Source organism: Nocardia sp. NBC_00565, from assembly GCF_036345915.1.
Taxonomy (GTDB): Bacteria; Actinomycetota; Actinomycetes; order Mycobacteriales; family Mycobacteriaceae; genus Nocardia.
This window is the reverse complement of record NZ_CP107785.1, coordinates 5177793-5193048: the sequence shown is the minus strand read 5'-3', so window position 1 is coordinate 5193048 and position 15256 is coordinate 5177793. Positions and strand designations below refer to the sequence as shown.

Here is a 15256-nt window from a genome sequence, read left to right as displayed (position 1 = left end):
CGGTGGTGATCCGCCGGCGCGGGTCCGTTGAAACGATCGGCGCTGTACCGGACCGCTCGGTCGGGCGCGTTCGAGCAGGTCGACGGGGGTCGATAGACTGCCGGTCATGCGTCTAGGTCGAATTGCCAGTCCCGATGGGGTCGCTTTCGTCAGCATCGAAGGGGAGGGGAGCGCGAGCGTCGCCAAGGAGATCGCGGAACACCCGTTCGGTACTCCGACATTCACCGGGCGAAGTTGGCCGCTGGCCGATGTCCGCCTGCTCGCACCGATTCTGGCCAGCAAAGTTGTCTGCATCGGCAAGAACTACGCCGCGCACGCGGCCGAAATGGGCGGGGTCGCGCCCGCGGATCCGGTGATCTTCATGAAGCCGAGCACCTCGATCGTCGGTCCGAACGCGCCGATCGTGTTGCCACCCAGCTCTTCCCAGGTCGACTACGAGGGCGAGCTGGCGATCGTCATCGGCCGCCCGTGCAAGGATGTGCCTGCCGCTCGTGCGCTGGATGTGGTGCTCGGCTACACCGCCGCCAATGACGTGACCGCGCGGGATCAGCAGCGTCACGACGGGCAGTGGACCCGCGGCAAGGGCTACGACACCTTCTGCCCGCTCGGCCCGTGGATCGAAACCTCGCTGGACCCTTCGGATCTGGAGATCGTCACCGAACTCGACGGCGAGGTCCGCCAGCGCAGCCGCACTTCGCTTCTGCTGCACGATATTCCGAAGCTCATCGAGTGGATCACCACCGTCATGACCCTGCTGCCCGGTGACGTCATCCTCACCGGCACCCCGGAGGGCGTCGGCCCGCTGCAGGCGGGGCAGAACGTGTCCGTGACCGTCGAGGGGATCGGAACCCTCACCAATCCTGTTGCCGCCAAGCGCTAATCGAAAAGAGAGCCATGACTGAAGTACGGGTCCGCTTCTGCCCGTCACCGACCGGCACGCCGCACGTCGGCCTGATCCGGACGGCGCTGTTCAACTGGGCCTACGCCCGCCACCTAGGCGGCAAGTTCGTCTTCCGCATCGAAGACACCGATGCCGCACGCGATTCCGAGGACTCCTACCGGGCGATCCTGGACGCGCTGCGCTGGCTCGGCCTCACTTGGGACGAGGGCCCGGAGGTCGGCGGACCCTATGAGCCGTACCGGCAGTCGCTGCGGCGCGAGCTGCATATGGAGGTCGTGCGGAAGTTGCTGGCGGCCGGTGAGGCCTACGAATCCTTCTCCACGCCCGAAGAAGTCGAGGCGCGCCACCGCGCCGCGGGCCGCGACCCCAAGCTCGGCTACGACAACTTCGACCGGGACCTCACCCCCCAGGCGATCGAGGCCTATCGTGATGCCGGACGCCCGGCGGTAATCCGATTGCGGATGCCCGACGAGGACATCACTTGGCATGATCTGGTGCGCGGTGAAACCACCTTCAAAGCGGGTACTGTGCCCGACTTCGCACTCACTCGCGGTAATGGCGATCCGCTCTATACGCTGGTAAACCCGGTCGACGACGCATTGATGAAGATCACCCATGTGCTGCGCGGGGAAGACATACTCTCCTCCACTCCTCGTCAAATCGCGCTCTATGCGGCTATGCGGCGGATCGGTGTCGCGGAGTTCACTCCGGAGTTCGGTCATCTGCCGTTCGTGATGGGGCAGGGCAACAAGAAGTTGTCCAAGCGCGATCCGGAGTCGAATCTGTTCGTCCATCGGGATAGGGGATTCATCCCGGAGGGTTTGCTGAATTACCTGGCGCTACTCGGCTGGAGCATCGCCGATGATCACGATGTGTTCTCTATGGCGGAGATGGTAGCGGCCTTCGATATCTCGAAAGTAAATTCGAATCCCGCACGTTTCGACCAGAAGAAGGCGGACGCGCTCAACGGTGAACACATCCGATTGCTGGAGCCGGGGGATTTCGCGCACCGCTTGCGTGAGTTCCTGACCGAACACGGCCACATCGGCGCCGACATCGACGATAAGTTGTTCGCCGCGGCCGCCGAACTCGTGCAGACCCGGATCGTGGTGTTGTCCGACGCGTGGGATCTGCTGCGTTTCTTGTTCGCGCCGGCCGAAGAGTTCGCGATTGATCCGGCGGCGGGGGCGAAGAACCTCGGCGCGGAAGCCACGTCGGTATTGGACGCCGCCATTGCCGCGCTCGAGCCTTTGCCGGCCTGGACCACCCCCGCCATCGAGGATGCGCTCAAAACCGCGCTCATCGATGATCTGGGGCTCAAGCCGCGTAAGGCGTTCGCACCTGTGCGAGTGGCGGTGACGGGTTCGCATATCAGCCCGCCGCTGTACGAGTCGCTGGAACTACTCGGCCGGCAGACGAGTCTGGATCGGTTGCGTTCGGCGCGGGAGTGGACCGCCACTGCCTGAGTCATGGCCTCGCGCGCGACCGGTAAGCGGCCGCGCGCGGGCTTTGACCGAAAAACAGGGTTCTGACCAGCCGATTTGTAGTTAACCGTATGCGGTTTGGTACTCTACTTCTCGGCTCGGAACAGGGCCTCGGGTCAGCCGGACACGAGGTCGAATGTCCTGGTCATTGGGGTATGGTGTAATTGGCAACACAGCTGATTCTGGTTCAGCCATTCTAGGTTCGAGTCCTGGTACCCCAGCGGAGAATGTTGGTCGTCTCTCGGTTCGTGACCGAAAGTTGTTCAGCATCCGGCGATTTGGTCGCCGAGCTTCGGTCCGCTAAGCTAACCGAGCTTCCACACACCGGAAAGATCGCCCTCCGAATGGAGGAGATCTAGTCCTGGCCCCGTCGTCTAGCGGCCTAGGACGCCGCCCTCTCAAGGCGGTAGCGCGGGTTCGAATCCCGTCGGGGCTACACAAGATGCACGGCTCATGCTCATGGAGAGCATGAGCCGTTTCTTGTTTCGCAATGTCTTGTGGGGGTGCAACCCCCACACCCCGCCCGGCGGGCTTCGCCCCCGGACCCCCATGTCCGCCCAGGGCGCAGTCGCGCGGGTGTGACCGAGTCCACCGGTGCCCCATGTCCGCCCACGGCGCAGTCGCACAGATGTGACCGAGTTCATGAGTGTGCCCCCAGCATCCTCGCGCGTGCCTCGTCGGGCAGGGCGAACCTGCGTCGGGCAGCCAGAGCCTCCACGAACACGCGAAAGGCCCTCCAGGCGGTCAGCCGGAGGGCCTTTGTGTAGCCGCAGATTCTATTTATCCGCTCTTTTTATCCGCTCTTGCGACGGAACTCCCGCTTGTGGCTGGCGTTGCCGTGCGCCGAAGATGCCTTGGATCGTCCATCCATATGATCGTTCGACTTGGCGTGGTGCTGGTTCTTGCGCTCCAGGGCTTCCTTGAACTTGCGCTTGACCTCTTCAGCGCTCGAGTCGGCACTGCCGTTGGAACTATCCGCTTCCGCCATCATCTGCTCCTCGTCGTCGCGACCGCGCACCGCGCCAAAGGGCGTCGTCGCGCTGCCGATTCGGGTCGAACAGGGTTGACGCTACTGCGCGGGGGTGCGGTGTGTCAGTTCGATATCGCCAGCGTGGTGCGATCTAGTCCAGTGGTTGCGCGGTGGTCCCGCCGACCGGCATCTGCGACATGCCGAGTTTGCGATGGTCCCAACTGCGCAGGCGATCCGGGACGACGCGGATGGCGATGCGCTTGTTGAGCATCTGCTCGACGAATGGCCGGACCTCTTCGCTGTAAGGGCCGGTGTAGCGCTCCCAGACGCTCACGCCGACCGCGTACAGCTTGTCCGGATCATCGATGATCTCGGCGTGGCCTTCGATGGAGACGCCGCGCAGTTGGTCGTAGGTCTGGCCCGCTTCGAGCATGCAGGTGATGCGCGGGTCGCGGCGCAAATTCACTGCCTTCTGCGATTTCGCCTTGGTTTCGAACCACAGCTCGCCATCGATCAGGGCGTACCACATGGCGACCAGGTGCGGTCGGCCGTCGGGGCCGATGCTGGCCAGGGTGGCAATGCGGCTGCGCACCAGGAAATCGGTGATCTCGGCCTCGGACATGACGATCTTCGCCCGTTGGTTTACTCCCATGCGCACCAACCTTAGATGCTCGAACTGGAACGTGTTACAGCCTCTTGTGTAGCGCGTCCGCGGCGGCGACCAGGTCGGCCGCCCATCGTGCGCCGGGCCTGCGGCCCATGCGATCGATCGGGCCCGAGACCGAGACGGCCGCGATCACGTGGCCCGCGGCATCGCGAACCGGCGCGGAGACACTGGCCACACCGCTGGCCCGCTCGGCCGCGCTCTGTGCCCAGCCGCGCTTGCGGACCTCGGCCAGGGCGCGCTCGCCGAATACCGCGTCGGTCAGGATGGTGCGCTGCAGTTCCGGATCGGCCCAGGCGAGCAGCACCTTGGCCGCGGATCCCGCGGTGAGCGGCAAGCGCGACCCGATCGGGACAGTGTCGCGCAGCCCGACGGGCGGCTCCAGGGCGGCGATGCAGATCCGCGCATTGCCGTCGCGGCAGTAGATCTGGACGCTCTCGCCGGTGATCTCGCGCAGGCGCGGCAGAATGGCGGCGGCGGCCTCGTGCAGTGGATCGGTGGCGCCCGCGGCCAGTTCGGCGAGGGCCGGGCCGGGTCGCCACTGACCGTTGTTGTCGCGAGCCAGCAGTCGGTGTACCTCGAGGCCGACGGCCAGGCGGTGTGCGGTGGCGCGGGGTAGTCCGGTGCGGGTGCACAGCTCGTTGAGACCGCAGGGGTGCTCCGCGACGGCATATAACACTGACACCGCTTTGTCGAGGACGCCGATACCGCTATGCTGTCTCATAGAACGATATTAGCGTCTCGGATACTGAGAAAGCCACTTACGAGCCCTCGCGCTCCGGACGCGTCGAACAGTCAATAAATTGTGCAGCCGGTGGCGCGCCCTCAGCCCAGATCGCGTGAACCGGTTGCTCGTCGGAAAGGTGATCGAGAATGGCCGAGCGCCGCACACTGGCCGAGAAGGTGTGGGAGCAGCACGTCGTCGCCCGCGGACAGGGCGAAGGCGCCTCGCGTGAGCCCGATCTGATCTACATCGATCTGCATCTCGTACACGAAGTCACGAGCCCGCAGGCCTTCGACGGACTTCGCGCCGCCGGACGTCCCGTACGCCGTCCAGATCTCACGATCGCGACCGAGGACCACAATGTCCCGACGATCGATATAGATAAGCCGATCGCCGACCCGATTTCGCGCACCCAGGTCGACACCCTGCGCCGCAATTGCGCGGAATTCGGTGTGCGCCTGCATCCGATGGGTGATCTGGATCAGGGCATCGTGCACGTCGTCGGGCCGCAGCTGGGTTTGACGCAGCCGGGCACGACGGTGGTGTGCGGTGACAGCCACACCTCCACCCACGGCGCGTTCGGCGCGCTGGCGATGGGGATCGGCACCAGTGAGGTCGAGCATGTCCTTGCCACCCAGACCCTCTCGCTGCGCCCGTTCAAGACGATGGCGATCACCGTCGATGGCCAATTGCCGCCCGGTGTCACGAGTAAAGACCTGATTCTGGCGGTCATCGCCAAGATCGGCACCGGCGGCGGTCAGGGCTATGTGCTCGAGTACCGCGGCGAGGCCATTCGGGCCATGTCGATGGAGGCTCGAATGACCATCTGCAACATGTCGATCGAGGCGGGTGCGCGGGCGGGCATGATCGCGCCTGACGAAACCACCTATGAATTCCTCAGTGGCCGCCCACACGCGCCGCAGGGAGCCGACTGGGATGCCGCAGTGGCCGCCTGGGAGGCGCTGAAGACCGACGAGGGCGCGAGTTTCGACGCCGAGGTGCACATCGATGCCAGCGCGCTGACCCCGTTCGTCACCTGGGGCACGAACCCGGGACAAGGTGTGCCGCTGGGGGCGACGGTGCCCGATCCGGCGCAGATTGCCGACGAGACGGCGCGTGAGTCGGCGGAGAAAGCGCTGCGATACATGGATTTGGAGCCGGGAACTCCGCTTCGGGACGTGTCGGTCGACACCGTATTCGTCGGTTCGTGCACCAACGGGCGCATCGAGGATTTGCGTGCTGTGGCCGGGATTTTGCAGGGACGCCAGGTCGCCGACGGGGTGCGAATGTTGGTTGTACCGGGATCTATGCGGGTGCGCGCACAGGCGGAAAAAGAAGGACTGGGTGCGATTTTCATCGCGGCGGGCGCCGAATGGCGGCAGGCGGGCTGCTCGATGTGCTTGGGAATGAATCCCGATCAGCTCGAGCCGGGTCAGCGCTGCGCCTCGACCTCGAACCGCAACTTCGAGGGGCGGCAGGGCAAAGGTGGCCGTACGCACCTGGTTTCCCCGCTCGTAGCGGCCGCGACGGCGGTCCGTGGCACCCTGTCCGCACCCGCCGATCTGGACTGATCCGCGCGCGGGCGCTGTTGTGCCCGCGCGGAATCGTCGCTGCGTAGCTCGAAACAACCAGCCCGTAGAACTCTGTCTGCAGATCGCTCGAAACGGCCGTAGCGACTGCTTGTAGGCCGCTAAACGATCAGCCCCAAATCGCCTATTGACCCAGGAGAATCAAGCAATGGAAGCCTTCACCGTCCACAAGGGGATCGGAGTGCCGCTGCGCCGATCCAATGTCGACACCGATCAGATCATTCCGGCCGTGTACCTGAAGCGAGTGACGCGCACAGGATTCGAGGACGGACTGTTCGCAGCTTGGCGATCGGATCCGGACTTCATTCTGAACAACGAGCCCTATAACCGGGGCAGTGTGCTGGTGGCCGGTCCGGACTTCGGTACCGGATCCTCCCGCGAACACGCCGTATGGGCGCTGTCGGACTACGGCTTTCGGGTTGTCATCTCGTCGCGCTTCGCCGACATCTTCCGCGGCAATGCGGGCAAGGGCGGTCTACTGGCCGCGCAGATGTCACAGAACGATGTCGAAATGCTCTGGAAGTTGCTCGAGGAACAGCCCGGTCTCGAATTGGTTGTAGACCTCTCGGCGCGCACGGTGACGGCCGGAACCGCCGTGTTGCCGTTCGATATTGATGACTACACCCGGTGGCGTCTGCTCGAAGGATTGGACGACATCGGGCTCACCCTGCGGCGCAGTGACGTCATCGGTGAGTTCGAAAAGGCAAGGCCAACTTGGAAACCCACTACCCTCCCGGCACATATTTCGCAGGCGTAATCACCCAGTACAGATAGCTGTGCGCGCCTTGGGGCGGTAGCTGGGCGTGTGCTAAACCACATGAATTTTGGCGTGGCACATAGACTCTTGCCCAAAGTGGGTTTACCGTGGTACCTAGTCGGTCCGACGACGGGCCATTAGTCTGCGGAGGATTCAATGAACAAGGCGGAACTGATCGACGTTCTGACCGAAAAGTTGGGTACGGACAGGCGCACGGCCACCGCGGCAGTCGAGCATGTGGTCGACACCATCGTGCGCGCGGTGCACAAGGGTCAAAGCGTCACAATCACCGGATTCGGTGTGTTCGAACAGCGTAAGCGTGCGGCTCGCGTTGCTCGGAACCCGCGTACCGGCGAAACCGTCAAGGTGAAGCCCACTTCGGTGCCCGCGTTCCGTCCGGGCGCGCAGTTCAAGGCCGTCATCGCGGGGAAGCAGAAGCTGACCGCGAGCGGCCCTGCCGTCAAGCGCGGCGCGAATGCGCCGGTGGCCGCGAAGAAGGCGGCCGCCAAGAAGACCGCGGCGAAGAAGACCGCCGCCAAGAAGGCGACCGCCACCAAGGCGCCTGCCAAGACGACGGCCAAGAAGGCCGCGAAGAAGGCACCGGCAAAGACGACCGCCCGCAAGGCAACTGCCACCAAGACGGTCGCCAAGAAGGCGCCCGCCAAGAAGACCGTCGCCAAGAAGGCTCCGGTCAAGGCGGCCAAGAAGACCACGGCGGCCAAGAAGACCACCACCACCGCCGCCAAGAAGACCGTCGCCAAGAAGGCGCCCGCGAAGAAGACCGCGGCCAAGAAGGCTCCGGCTCGCCGCGCTCGCTGACGCTCGACGGTTGATCCGACGCCGTACGCCTGCGGCCGAAGATTTAGCACCGCCGGGTGATTCGGCTCCGCTAAGCGGAATCGCCTGCTGTACCGGCTCGAAACGGCCCCGGGGTTCGCCCCGGGGCCGTTTCGGGCTGTCTACGTCTGGATTTGGGGTCGAATAGCAACCGCGTGACGGTTAGGGACCCCATAGCGGGTCAGGACTTGACGATGGCGTCCGAGAGCGACCGGTCGAGGTGATCGGCGGCGACCAGCCGGCCCGAGGCGAAGGACAGCACCCACACACTGCCTTTGCGGTTGCGCGCCGACGGCAGCGTGATGCCGTCGCGATCGGCCCACCACCGCAGCAGATCGGGAATCACCTTGCCCTGACTGCAAAGAACGCGCACCGACCGCTTCGGCACCAGTTCAACAACGCGTAGTCGAGCCTTGTCCTGCGCTGCGGCATAACCGGTTTCGGAGAACAGCGGCTCGATGCTGATGGTGGTGCCGAGCTTGTCTGCCAGTGGTGCGACTGTCTCGACGCAGCGCACCGGATCGGCCGAATAGATCTCGGATGCGCCGAACGCCAGCAGATTCGGGACCAGCGCCTGTGCTTGGGCCTGCCCGGCCCGCTCCAGTGGACGCTGTTCGTCCGGACCGTCGAATCGACCCCGGCTGCCCGCTTTGGCATGGCGCACCAGCAGCAGCGTGCTGGTGGCCGCGGGCAGGCGCGCGAAGGCGCGCAGCACCTGTCGGTCCATCGGATAGGACAACTGCTCCATCACCTGGTCCAACGGGTACCAGGACAGCACATCGACCTCGGAATTGGCGCTGAATTCACCGTCGGCCGCCTGGGCCGCCCAATAGTCGACCCGCTTGAGTTTCCGGTGTCCCGGGATCGGATATGTGACGTGCCCGAGATAGCGGCCGAGGTGGCAGTGCAGGCCGGTCTCCTCGCGGACCTCGCGGACCGCCGCCAGCAGCGGTGTCTCACCCGGATCGAGTTTCCCCTTCGGGAGCGACCAATCCTGGTATTTGGGGCGGTGGACGACGGCGATCTGGATGGCACCGGTCTCGCCATGCGCTCTACGCCACAGCACCGCTCCCGCGGCGTGAATGTTGGCTGTTACCCGGGGATCCCAGAACGGTCCCCCGTCCATCTCGTACCCCGTCGAACCGGTCACGGTTGATCTGGTCTCCGCAGTCGCATCATGAATTCTTGGTGGTCGCGCACCTCCACGCCGTCTTCGTGCGCGCGCGCGGGCGAGGCGTGCCAGCTGCCGTCGGGTTGGAGAACCCAGCAGCGGGTGGTCGGATACAGCGCGGAATCGAATACCGAACCCAGCTGTTCGGCCAGTTTCGGGTCCTTCACCTGCGCCATTACCTCCACGCGCCGGTCGAGGTTGCGGTGCATCATGTCCGCGCTGCCGATCCAGTACTGATCCTGCGCCTGGAAATGCATGACCCGCGAATGTTCCAGGAAGCGACCGAGAATCGAGCGCACCTCGATGTTCTCGCTCATACCCGTGACACCCGGTCGCAGGCCGCAGATGCCGCGTACCACGATCTGCACCGGAACACCGGCCTGAGAAGCGCGGTAGAGCGCGTCGATGACTTGCTCGTCGACAATTGCGTTGGCCTTCATCCGGATTCGGGCCGTGACGCCCTGCTGCGCGAGTTCGGTCTCGCGCTGGATGCGTTCGATGATTCCGGCGCGCACACCCTGCGGTGCGACAAGCAGGTTGCGGTAGTTGGCCTTTCGCGAGTAACCGGTCAGCGAATTGAACAGATCGGTCAGGTCGGCGCCGATTTCCGGTGCGGCGGTGAGCAACCCGACATCCTCGTACAGCCGCGCGGTCTTCGGGTTGTAGTTACCGGTGCCGATATGGCAGTAGCGGCGGATGGTCGCGCCCTCGCGGCGCACCACCAGGCAGGTCTTGCAGTGGGTCTTGAGGCCGATCAGGCCGTACACCACATGCACGCCCGCCTGTTCCAGCGCGCGGGCCCATTTGATGTTGGCCTGTTCGTCGAAGCGGGCCTTGATCTCGACCAGCGCGACGACCTGTTTACCCGCCTCGGCCGCGTCGATGAGCGCGTTCACGATAGGGGAGTCACCGGAGGTCCGGTACAGGGTCTGCTTGATGGCGAGCACCTGCGGGTCGGCGGCGGCCTGTTCGATGAAGCGCTGCACGCTGGTGGAGAACGAGTCGTAGGGGTGGTGCACCAGGACGTCGCCCTCACGCAGCGCCTGGAAGACATTGCGCGGGGTTTCGCGCTCGCCGAACGCCGGCGGCGTCGCGGGCACATACGGCGCGTCCTTGAGATTGGGCCGATCCACGCCGTACACCTGCCAGAGGCAGGACAGGTCGAGCAGGCCGGGTACCTGGATCACATCGCCGGGATCGACCTCGAGTTCGCGAAGCAGCAGATCGAGCATGTGCTCGGTCATATCGTCGGATACTTCTAGTCGCACCGGCGAACCGAAGCGGCGGCGGGCGAGTTCGCGCTCCAGCGCCTGCAGCAGATCCTCGTCGCGATCCTCGTCGACCTCGAAATCGGCGTTGCGGGTGATGCGGAACGAGTGGTGCTCGACCACCTTCATGCCAGGGAACAGCAGATCGAGGTGCGCGGCGATCAACGCTTCCATCGGCAGGAAGGCCGCGACGGGGGAGCCGGAGTCGGTGCGCCGCACCCGGACGAAGCGGTCGACGTTATCGGGCACCTTGACGCGGGCGAAGTGCTCGCCGCCGGTGGAGAAGTCCTTCACCGTCACCGCGAGGTTGAGACTCAGGCCGCTGATATAGGGGAACGGGTGCGCCGGGTCCACCGCCAGCGGGGTGAGGACGGGAAAGACCTGATCCTGGAAATAACTCGAGAGGCGCTGGCGCTCATCGTCATCCAGATCGGACCAGTCGATGATGGCGATGCCCTCGGTGGTCAGCGCGGGCAGTACGGAGTCGAGGAAGACCCGGGCGTGCCGGTCGGCGATCTCCTGGGCCCGCGCCGCGATCATCTCCAATTGCTCGCTGGGCGAACGGCCGTCGGCCGAACGCACCGAAAGTCCGGTCTCCGCACGGCGTTTGAGACCGGCGACACGGACCATATAGAACTCGTCCAGATTGGAGGCGAAGATCGCCAGGAACTTCGCGCGTTCCAGCAACGGCAGCGACGCATCCTCGGCTAGGGCGAGTACGCGCGCATTGAAGTCCAGCCAGCTGAGCTCACGGTTCAGGTAGCGATCACGTGGCAACCGCTGTACCGCCGAATCCTCGTTCGGCGGCGTCGCCGCGGGCAGTGGGGTGGGCAGCAACTGCTGTTTGACAGTCTCGGTCTCGCTCATGCCCAAGCCTCGCTGGGATGCAGCCCCGACATGCGCGATGCGCGCTCGTATGGAAATCGCTCGCTTCGCTCACTCACGTCAACGATCATCCCCTACGAACCGGCCGGTGTGCAGCCTGACACCGTGATTGCCGTGAGTATCACGCCGTGGTGGCGACCTGCTAGCACACCCGGCGAACTCGCTCGTGAACGTGAATCGGCCAGCCGATGTCGGGTAGGACAGCACAGGTCGAATCCCCGGCGCCCAGCTCGATGGCGCGGTCGAGATCGGCGGCGGTGTCGACGTCCAACCGCAATCCTGGCCAATCCCCGGTGAGCTCGACCGCGCCCGTGGCGATATGCCTGCGCGCCGAGCCGGGCCCGAAGCGCGGATCCAGGGCGGCGGTGCTGTCGCGGACGTAGAGGGCGGCGGTGCCGCTGCCGGCGTGATCGACGACGACCGAGCGTGCGCCGACCGGTGCGGTGGTCAGCATGTCCGAGAGTTCGTCCGGGCGCAAGGCGGGCAGGTCCGCCTGTAGGGCCAGCAGTTCGACCGGACCGTGCCGGTGCCGCAGCGCGGTCGCCGCATCGGTGAGGGCGGTGTTCAGGCCGTCTCGATCCAGGATCGTGCGTCGGGGTTCGGGATGGACCACCGCGCCGAGGGTGCCCGCCAATTCGGCGACGACCGGATCCGGGGTCACGACCGTGACCGACGCGATCTGCGGCACCGCGATGGCGGCGGTCACGGTGTCGGCCAGCATGGCGAGCACCAGCTGTGCCCGGTGCTCCGGGCGCAGCCGGTCGGCCAGGCGGCTCTTGGCCCGATCGAGGCTCTTGACCGCGATCACGGCGTGCACAGCATGCGGACGCATGGTCCTAATCCTTCCACGAGTGGTTCCGTGGCATATTGGGCAGATGACGAGGGCGGCAGTGCTTGGCGCGGGATCATGGGGTACCGCGTTCGCGAAGGTGTTGGCGGATGCGGGAACCGACGTCACGATCTGGGCCCGGCGGCCCGAGGTGGCCAAGGCGCTGGCCACCGAACATCGCAATCCGTTCTATCTGCCCGATGTGCGATTACCCGCGCTCGCGGCTACCCACGATCACGTCCAGGCGCTCGAAGGCGCGGATATCGTCGTCCTCGCGGTTCCGTCTCAATCCCTGCGCGCGAATCTCGAAACGTGGAAGGACGCGATCGGGCCGGACGCGGCATTGCTGAGTCTGGCCAAGGGCATCGAGACCGGCACGCTGCTGCGGATGAGTCAGGTCATCGGGCAGGTCACCGGTGCCGACGAGAGCCGCATCGCGGTGCTCTCGGGTCCGAATCTGGCCAAGGAGATCGCGGCCGAGCAGCCCGCCGCCACGGTGATCGCCTGTACCGATGCCGCACGGGCGATCGCGCTGCAGCAGGCCAGCGCCAACGGGTACTTCCGGCCGTACACCAATACCGACGTGATCGGCTGCGAAATCGGCGGTGCGTGCAAGAACGTGATCGCGCTGGCCTGCGGCATCGCCTCGGGAATGGGGTTGGGCGACAACTCGATCGCGAGTCTGATCACCCGTGGCCTTGCCGAAATCATCCGGCTCGGGGTCGCGCTCGGTGCCGAGCCGGCCACGCTGGCGGGGCTGGCGGGAGTCGGCGACCTGGTCGCGACGTGCACCTCGCCGCTGTCGCGTAACCGGTCGTTCGGCCATGTGCTCGGGGCTGGTGGGTCCATGGAGGCGGCCCAGGACGCTACCCATGGCCAGGTCGCCGAGGGTGTGAAGTCGTGCACATCCATTCGAGCGTTGGCCGCGGCGCACAACGTGGAGATGCCGCTGACCACCTCCGTGCACCAGGTGTGTCATGAGGGAGTTTCGGTGCGCGAGGCGGTCGGCAATTTGCTGGGGCGGCGGATCAAACCGGAATAGGGTCGAACGCTATTACTGTGCGGGCGCGAGGTTGGGGCGGCCTGCAAAACGGGTACGGTTCGGAACATGACGAACCGGATCAGGGTTGCTGTGGTGTTCGGCGGGCGCAGTAACGAGCACGCCGTCTCGTGTGTGTCGGCTGGCAGCGTGCTGCGCAACCTGGATCCGGAAAAGTACGAGGCCGTGCCGATCGGCATCACTCGCGAGGGCGCCTGGGTGCTGGGCAGTGCCGAGGTCGCGGCGCTCGGGTTCAAGGACAACGCGCTGCCAGCGGTGGACGCTACCGGCACGGCGCTGACGCTGGCCGCCGATCCGAGCCGGTCCGGATCACTGGTCGCCCTCGACGATCCGAGTGTGGCACTGGGGTCGGTGGATGCGGTGTTCCCGATTCTGCACGGCCCGTTCGGTGAGGACGGCACGCTGCAGGGCATGCTCGAGTTGGCCGGTGTGCCGTATGTCGGGCCGGGTGTGCTGGCCAGTGCGGCGGGGATGGACAAGGAATTCACCAAGAAGCTGCTCGCCGCCGAGGGGCTGCCGATCGGCGATCAGGTGGTGCTGCGGCGCGGGACCGACACCCTCGGCGCGGCGGATCGGGCGCGGCTCGGTTTGCCGGTCTTCGTGAAACCCGCGCGCGGCGGTTCCTCGATCGGCATCACGCGGGTTACCGACTGGAGTGAGTTGGACGCGGCGATCGCCGCCGCGCGCGAACACGATCCGAAGGTGATCGTGGAGGCGGGCATCGTCGGACGCGAAGTCGAGTGCGGCGTACTGGAATTCCCGGACGGGCGGGTCGAGGCCAGTGTGGTCGCCGAGATCCGGATGCCGGAAGCCGATGCCGCGGTGCCGCAGTTCTACGACTTCGACACCAAATACCTCGACGATGTCTGCGAATTCGATGTTCCGGCGAAATTGGACGACGAAGTGTCCGACGGCATCAGGGAACTCGCGGTGCGCGCATTCAAGGCGCTGGACTGTCAGGGGCTGGCACGGGTCGATTTCTTCGTCACCGATCAGGGGCCGGTGATCAACGAGATCAATACGATGCCCGGCTTCACCGCGATCTCGATGTACCCGCGGATGTGGGAGGCGGCCGGAATCGACTACCGGACACTGGTTTCCACACTGATCGAGACGGCCGTGGCTCGGGGCACCGGTCTTCGTTAGGCCCTGTCCGCTGTCGCGCGGCTCAGTTCGGGAGTGGGCCGGGATCGATCGCTCGGGCAGGCAGGTTCGCGGTGATCGTGTCCGAAACTCCTTGCAGTGGAGTAGGTCCGGAGCCATCGGGGACGGTCAGCGCGAGATAGGTTTCGCGGTCGACGGCAAACCAGGTGCTCGCTTTGGCGGCCGGATCGCGCGCCTCGAACCACTGCACGCCGTTGACGATCTGCAGGGCGGCGGCGCGGTTGAATTCCAGCGGGCGCTCGAGGCCGCAGCGCAGCACGATGGGGTCGCCGCCGTCAGCGCGCTGCCAGGCGCGGGTCGCGGGCGGCGCGGGTTCCACGAGCGTGGATTTGGAATAGTCGCCGAGATCGACGGGCAGGGCGGGGAGCAGGGTCGTGCAGGCGGGGCCGGTCGCGGCGGGTGCGGGGACCGGACCGAGGACCAAGGGTTCGCGTTCGGTCGGCGCGCGGCGGGCCAGCACCGCGGCGACGAGTACGGCGACGACCAGCACGACCGGGAGTGCGACGGCGGTCGCGATGAGCGCGGGCGGATAGCCGCGGGTCTCTGGGGCTGATTCCTCGGCTGCCGCCGTGCTGTCGGACTCGACATCAGCGGTTTCCGGGTCGTCATCGGCCGTTTCGGAGTCGGCGTCCGCATCGTCGGAGATGGACGGGTTCTCGGGCTCCACCACGGTGCCCGCAGCAACGGCGCTGTCGGCAGCTGACTCGGCCGGATGTGTCGACGGTTCGCCGTTCGTCGACTGCTCGGCCTTCGGCAAATCTGCCTTCGACGAATCGCGGTCCGACGACTCCGCCGCCATGCTCACCGGTCCTTCCTGTTCGCGCTGGTGGGCTCGGCCGCGTCCGGGATGGGTGCCGGGTACCGACCTGGTAGTACTCGATTGCCCTGGAAAGAGTACCCTCGGTCGGATTCCAGCCGGCACGACGTTGGGAAGGGACCGGCCATCAGCGAGA

14 protein-coding genes and 2 tRNA genes are annotated in these 15256 nt (G+C 65.7%); 9 read left to right on the top strand and 7 right to left on the bottom strand.

The genetic code is table 11. From position 1 onward, the window contains the following. Positions 1-106 precede the first annotated feature (106 nt). From OG874_RS24380 to OG874_RS24365, 4 genes are all read left to right on the top strand, one after another. Positions 107-880 (top strand): fumarylacetoacetate hydrolase family protein, encoded by a 774-nt coding sequence (locus tag OG874_RS24380; RefSeq protein ID WP_330249458.1) that lies wholly within the window; start codon positions 107-109, stop codon positions 878-880. A 14-nt stretch (positions 881-894) separates the two neighbouring features. After that, positions 895-2367: a glutamate--tRNA ligase gene (gltX, locus tag OG874_RS24375; protein WP_330249457.1), complete on the top strand. Its 1473-nt coding sequence runs from the start codon at positions 895-897 to the stop codon at positions 2365-2367. Positions 2368-2534: 167 nt separating this feature from the next. Further along, positions 2535-2606: transfer RNA gene (locus OG874_RS24370), tRNA-Gln, on the top strand. 142 nt (positions 2607-2748) lie between these two features. Next, positions 2749-2821 (top strand) — tRNA-Glu (locus OG874_RS24365). 357 nt (positions 2822-3178) lie between these two features. Here OG874_RS24365 and OG874_RS24360 read toward each other — a convergent pair. The 3 genes from OG874_RS24360 to OG874_RS24350 form a co-directional block, all read right to left on the bottom strand. Next, a complete protein-coding gene (locus OG874_RS24360) occupies positions 3179-3373 on the bottom strand; it encodes a DUF5302 domain-containing protein (RefSeq protein WP_330249456.1) in 195 nt (64 codons plus the stop codon). A 133-nt stretch (positions 3374-3506) separates the two neighbouring features. Beyond that, entirely contained in the window at positions 3507-4007 is a 501-nt protein-coding gene (locus OG874_RS24355) for a PPOX class F420-dependent oxidoreductase (RefSeq protein WP_330249455.1), read from the bottom strand. A 34-nt stretch (positions 4008-4041) separates the two neighbouring features. After that, positions 4042-4743: an IclR family transcriptional regulator gene (locus tag OG874_RS24350; RefSeq protein ID WP_330249454.1), complete on the bottom strand. Its 702-nt coding sequence runs from the start codon at positions 4741-4743 to the stop codon at positions 4042-4044. Between the two features lie 149 nt (positions 4744-4892). On the opposite strand from OG874_RS24350, the gene leuC reads away from it, so the two are divergent. The 3 genes from leuC to OG874_RS24335 all read left to right on the top strand — a co-directional run bounded on the left by leuC (position 4893) and on the right by OG874_RS24335 (position 7908). Beyond that, positions 4893-6314 (top strand): 3-isopropylmalate dehydratase large subunit, encoded by a 1422-nt coding sequence (leuC, locus tag OG874_RS24345; protein WP_330249453.1) that lies wholly within the window; start codon positions 4893-4895, stop codon positions 6312-6314. Positions 6315-6480: 166 nt separating this feature from the next. Then, positions 6481-7089, top strand: coding sequence for a 3-isopropylmalate dehydratase small subunit (gene leuD, locus OG874_RS24340; protein WP_330249452.1), 609 nt, complete (start codon positions 6481-6483; stop codon positions 7087-7089). A gap of 156 nt (positions 7090-7245) precedes the next feature. Then, positions 7246-7908 carry an HU family DNA-binding protein gene (locus tag OG874_RS24335; protein WP_330249451.1) on the top strand — a complete coding sequence of 221 codons (663 nt, stop codon included), beginning with the start codon at positions 7246-7248 and terminating at the stop codon, positions 7906-7908. Between the two features lie 199 nt (positions 7909-8107). Here OG874_RS24335 and OG874_RS24330 read toward each other — a convergent pair whose 3' ends face one another. From OG874_RS24330 to cofC, 3 genes are all read right to left on the bottom strand, one after another. Then, positions 8108-9052 (bottom strand): NUDIX hydrolase, encoded by a 945-nt coding sequence (locus OG874_RS24330; protein WP_330257396.1) that lies wholly within the window; start codon positions 9050-9052, stop codon positions 8108-8110. A gap of 20 nt (positions 9053-9072) precedes the next feature. After that, complete coding sequence (locus OG874_RS24325; protein ID WP_330249450.1) at positions 9073-11232, bottom strand: RNA degradosome polyphosphate kinase; 2160 nt, start codon at positions 11230-11232, stop codon at positions 9073-9075. A 160-nt stretch (positions 11233-11392) separates the two neighbouring features. Then, positions 11393-12082, bottom strand: coding sequence for a 2-phospho-L-lactate guanylyltransferase (gene cofC, locus OG874_RS24320; protein ID WP_330249449.1), 690 nt, complete (start codon positions 12080-12082; stop codon positions 11393-11395). 43 nt (positions 12083-12125) lie between these two features. On the opposite strand from cofC, the gene OG874_RS24315 reads away from it, so the two are divergent. Both OG874_RS24315 and OG874_RS24310 read left to right on the top strand, forming a co-directional pair. Next, complete coding sequence (locus OG874_RS24315) at positions 12126-13121, top strand: NAD(P)H-dependent glycerol-3-phosphate dehydrogenase (RefSeq protein WP_330249448.1); 996 nt, start codon at positions 12126-12128, stop codon at positions 13119-13121. A 66-nt stretch (positions 13122-13187) separates the two neighbouring features. After that, entirely contained in the window at positions 13188-14285 is a 1098-nt protein-coding gene (locus OG874_RS24310; protein ID WP_330249447.1) for a D-alanine--D-alanine ligase family protein, read from the top strand. 22 nt (positions 14286-14307) lie between these two features. Here the strand turns inward: OG874_RS24310 and OG874_RS24305 are convergent, their stop codons facing one another. Next, the gene (locus OG874_RS24305) at positions 14308-15102 is read right to left on the bottom strand and encodes a DUF3515 domain-containing protein (protein WP_330249446.1); all 795 of its coding nucleotides are present in this window, start codon (positions 15100-15102) and stop codon (positions 14308-14310) included. Positions 15103-15256: the final 154 nt, after the last annotated feature.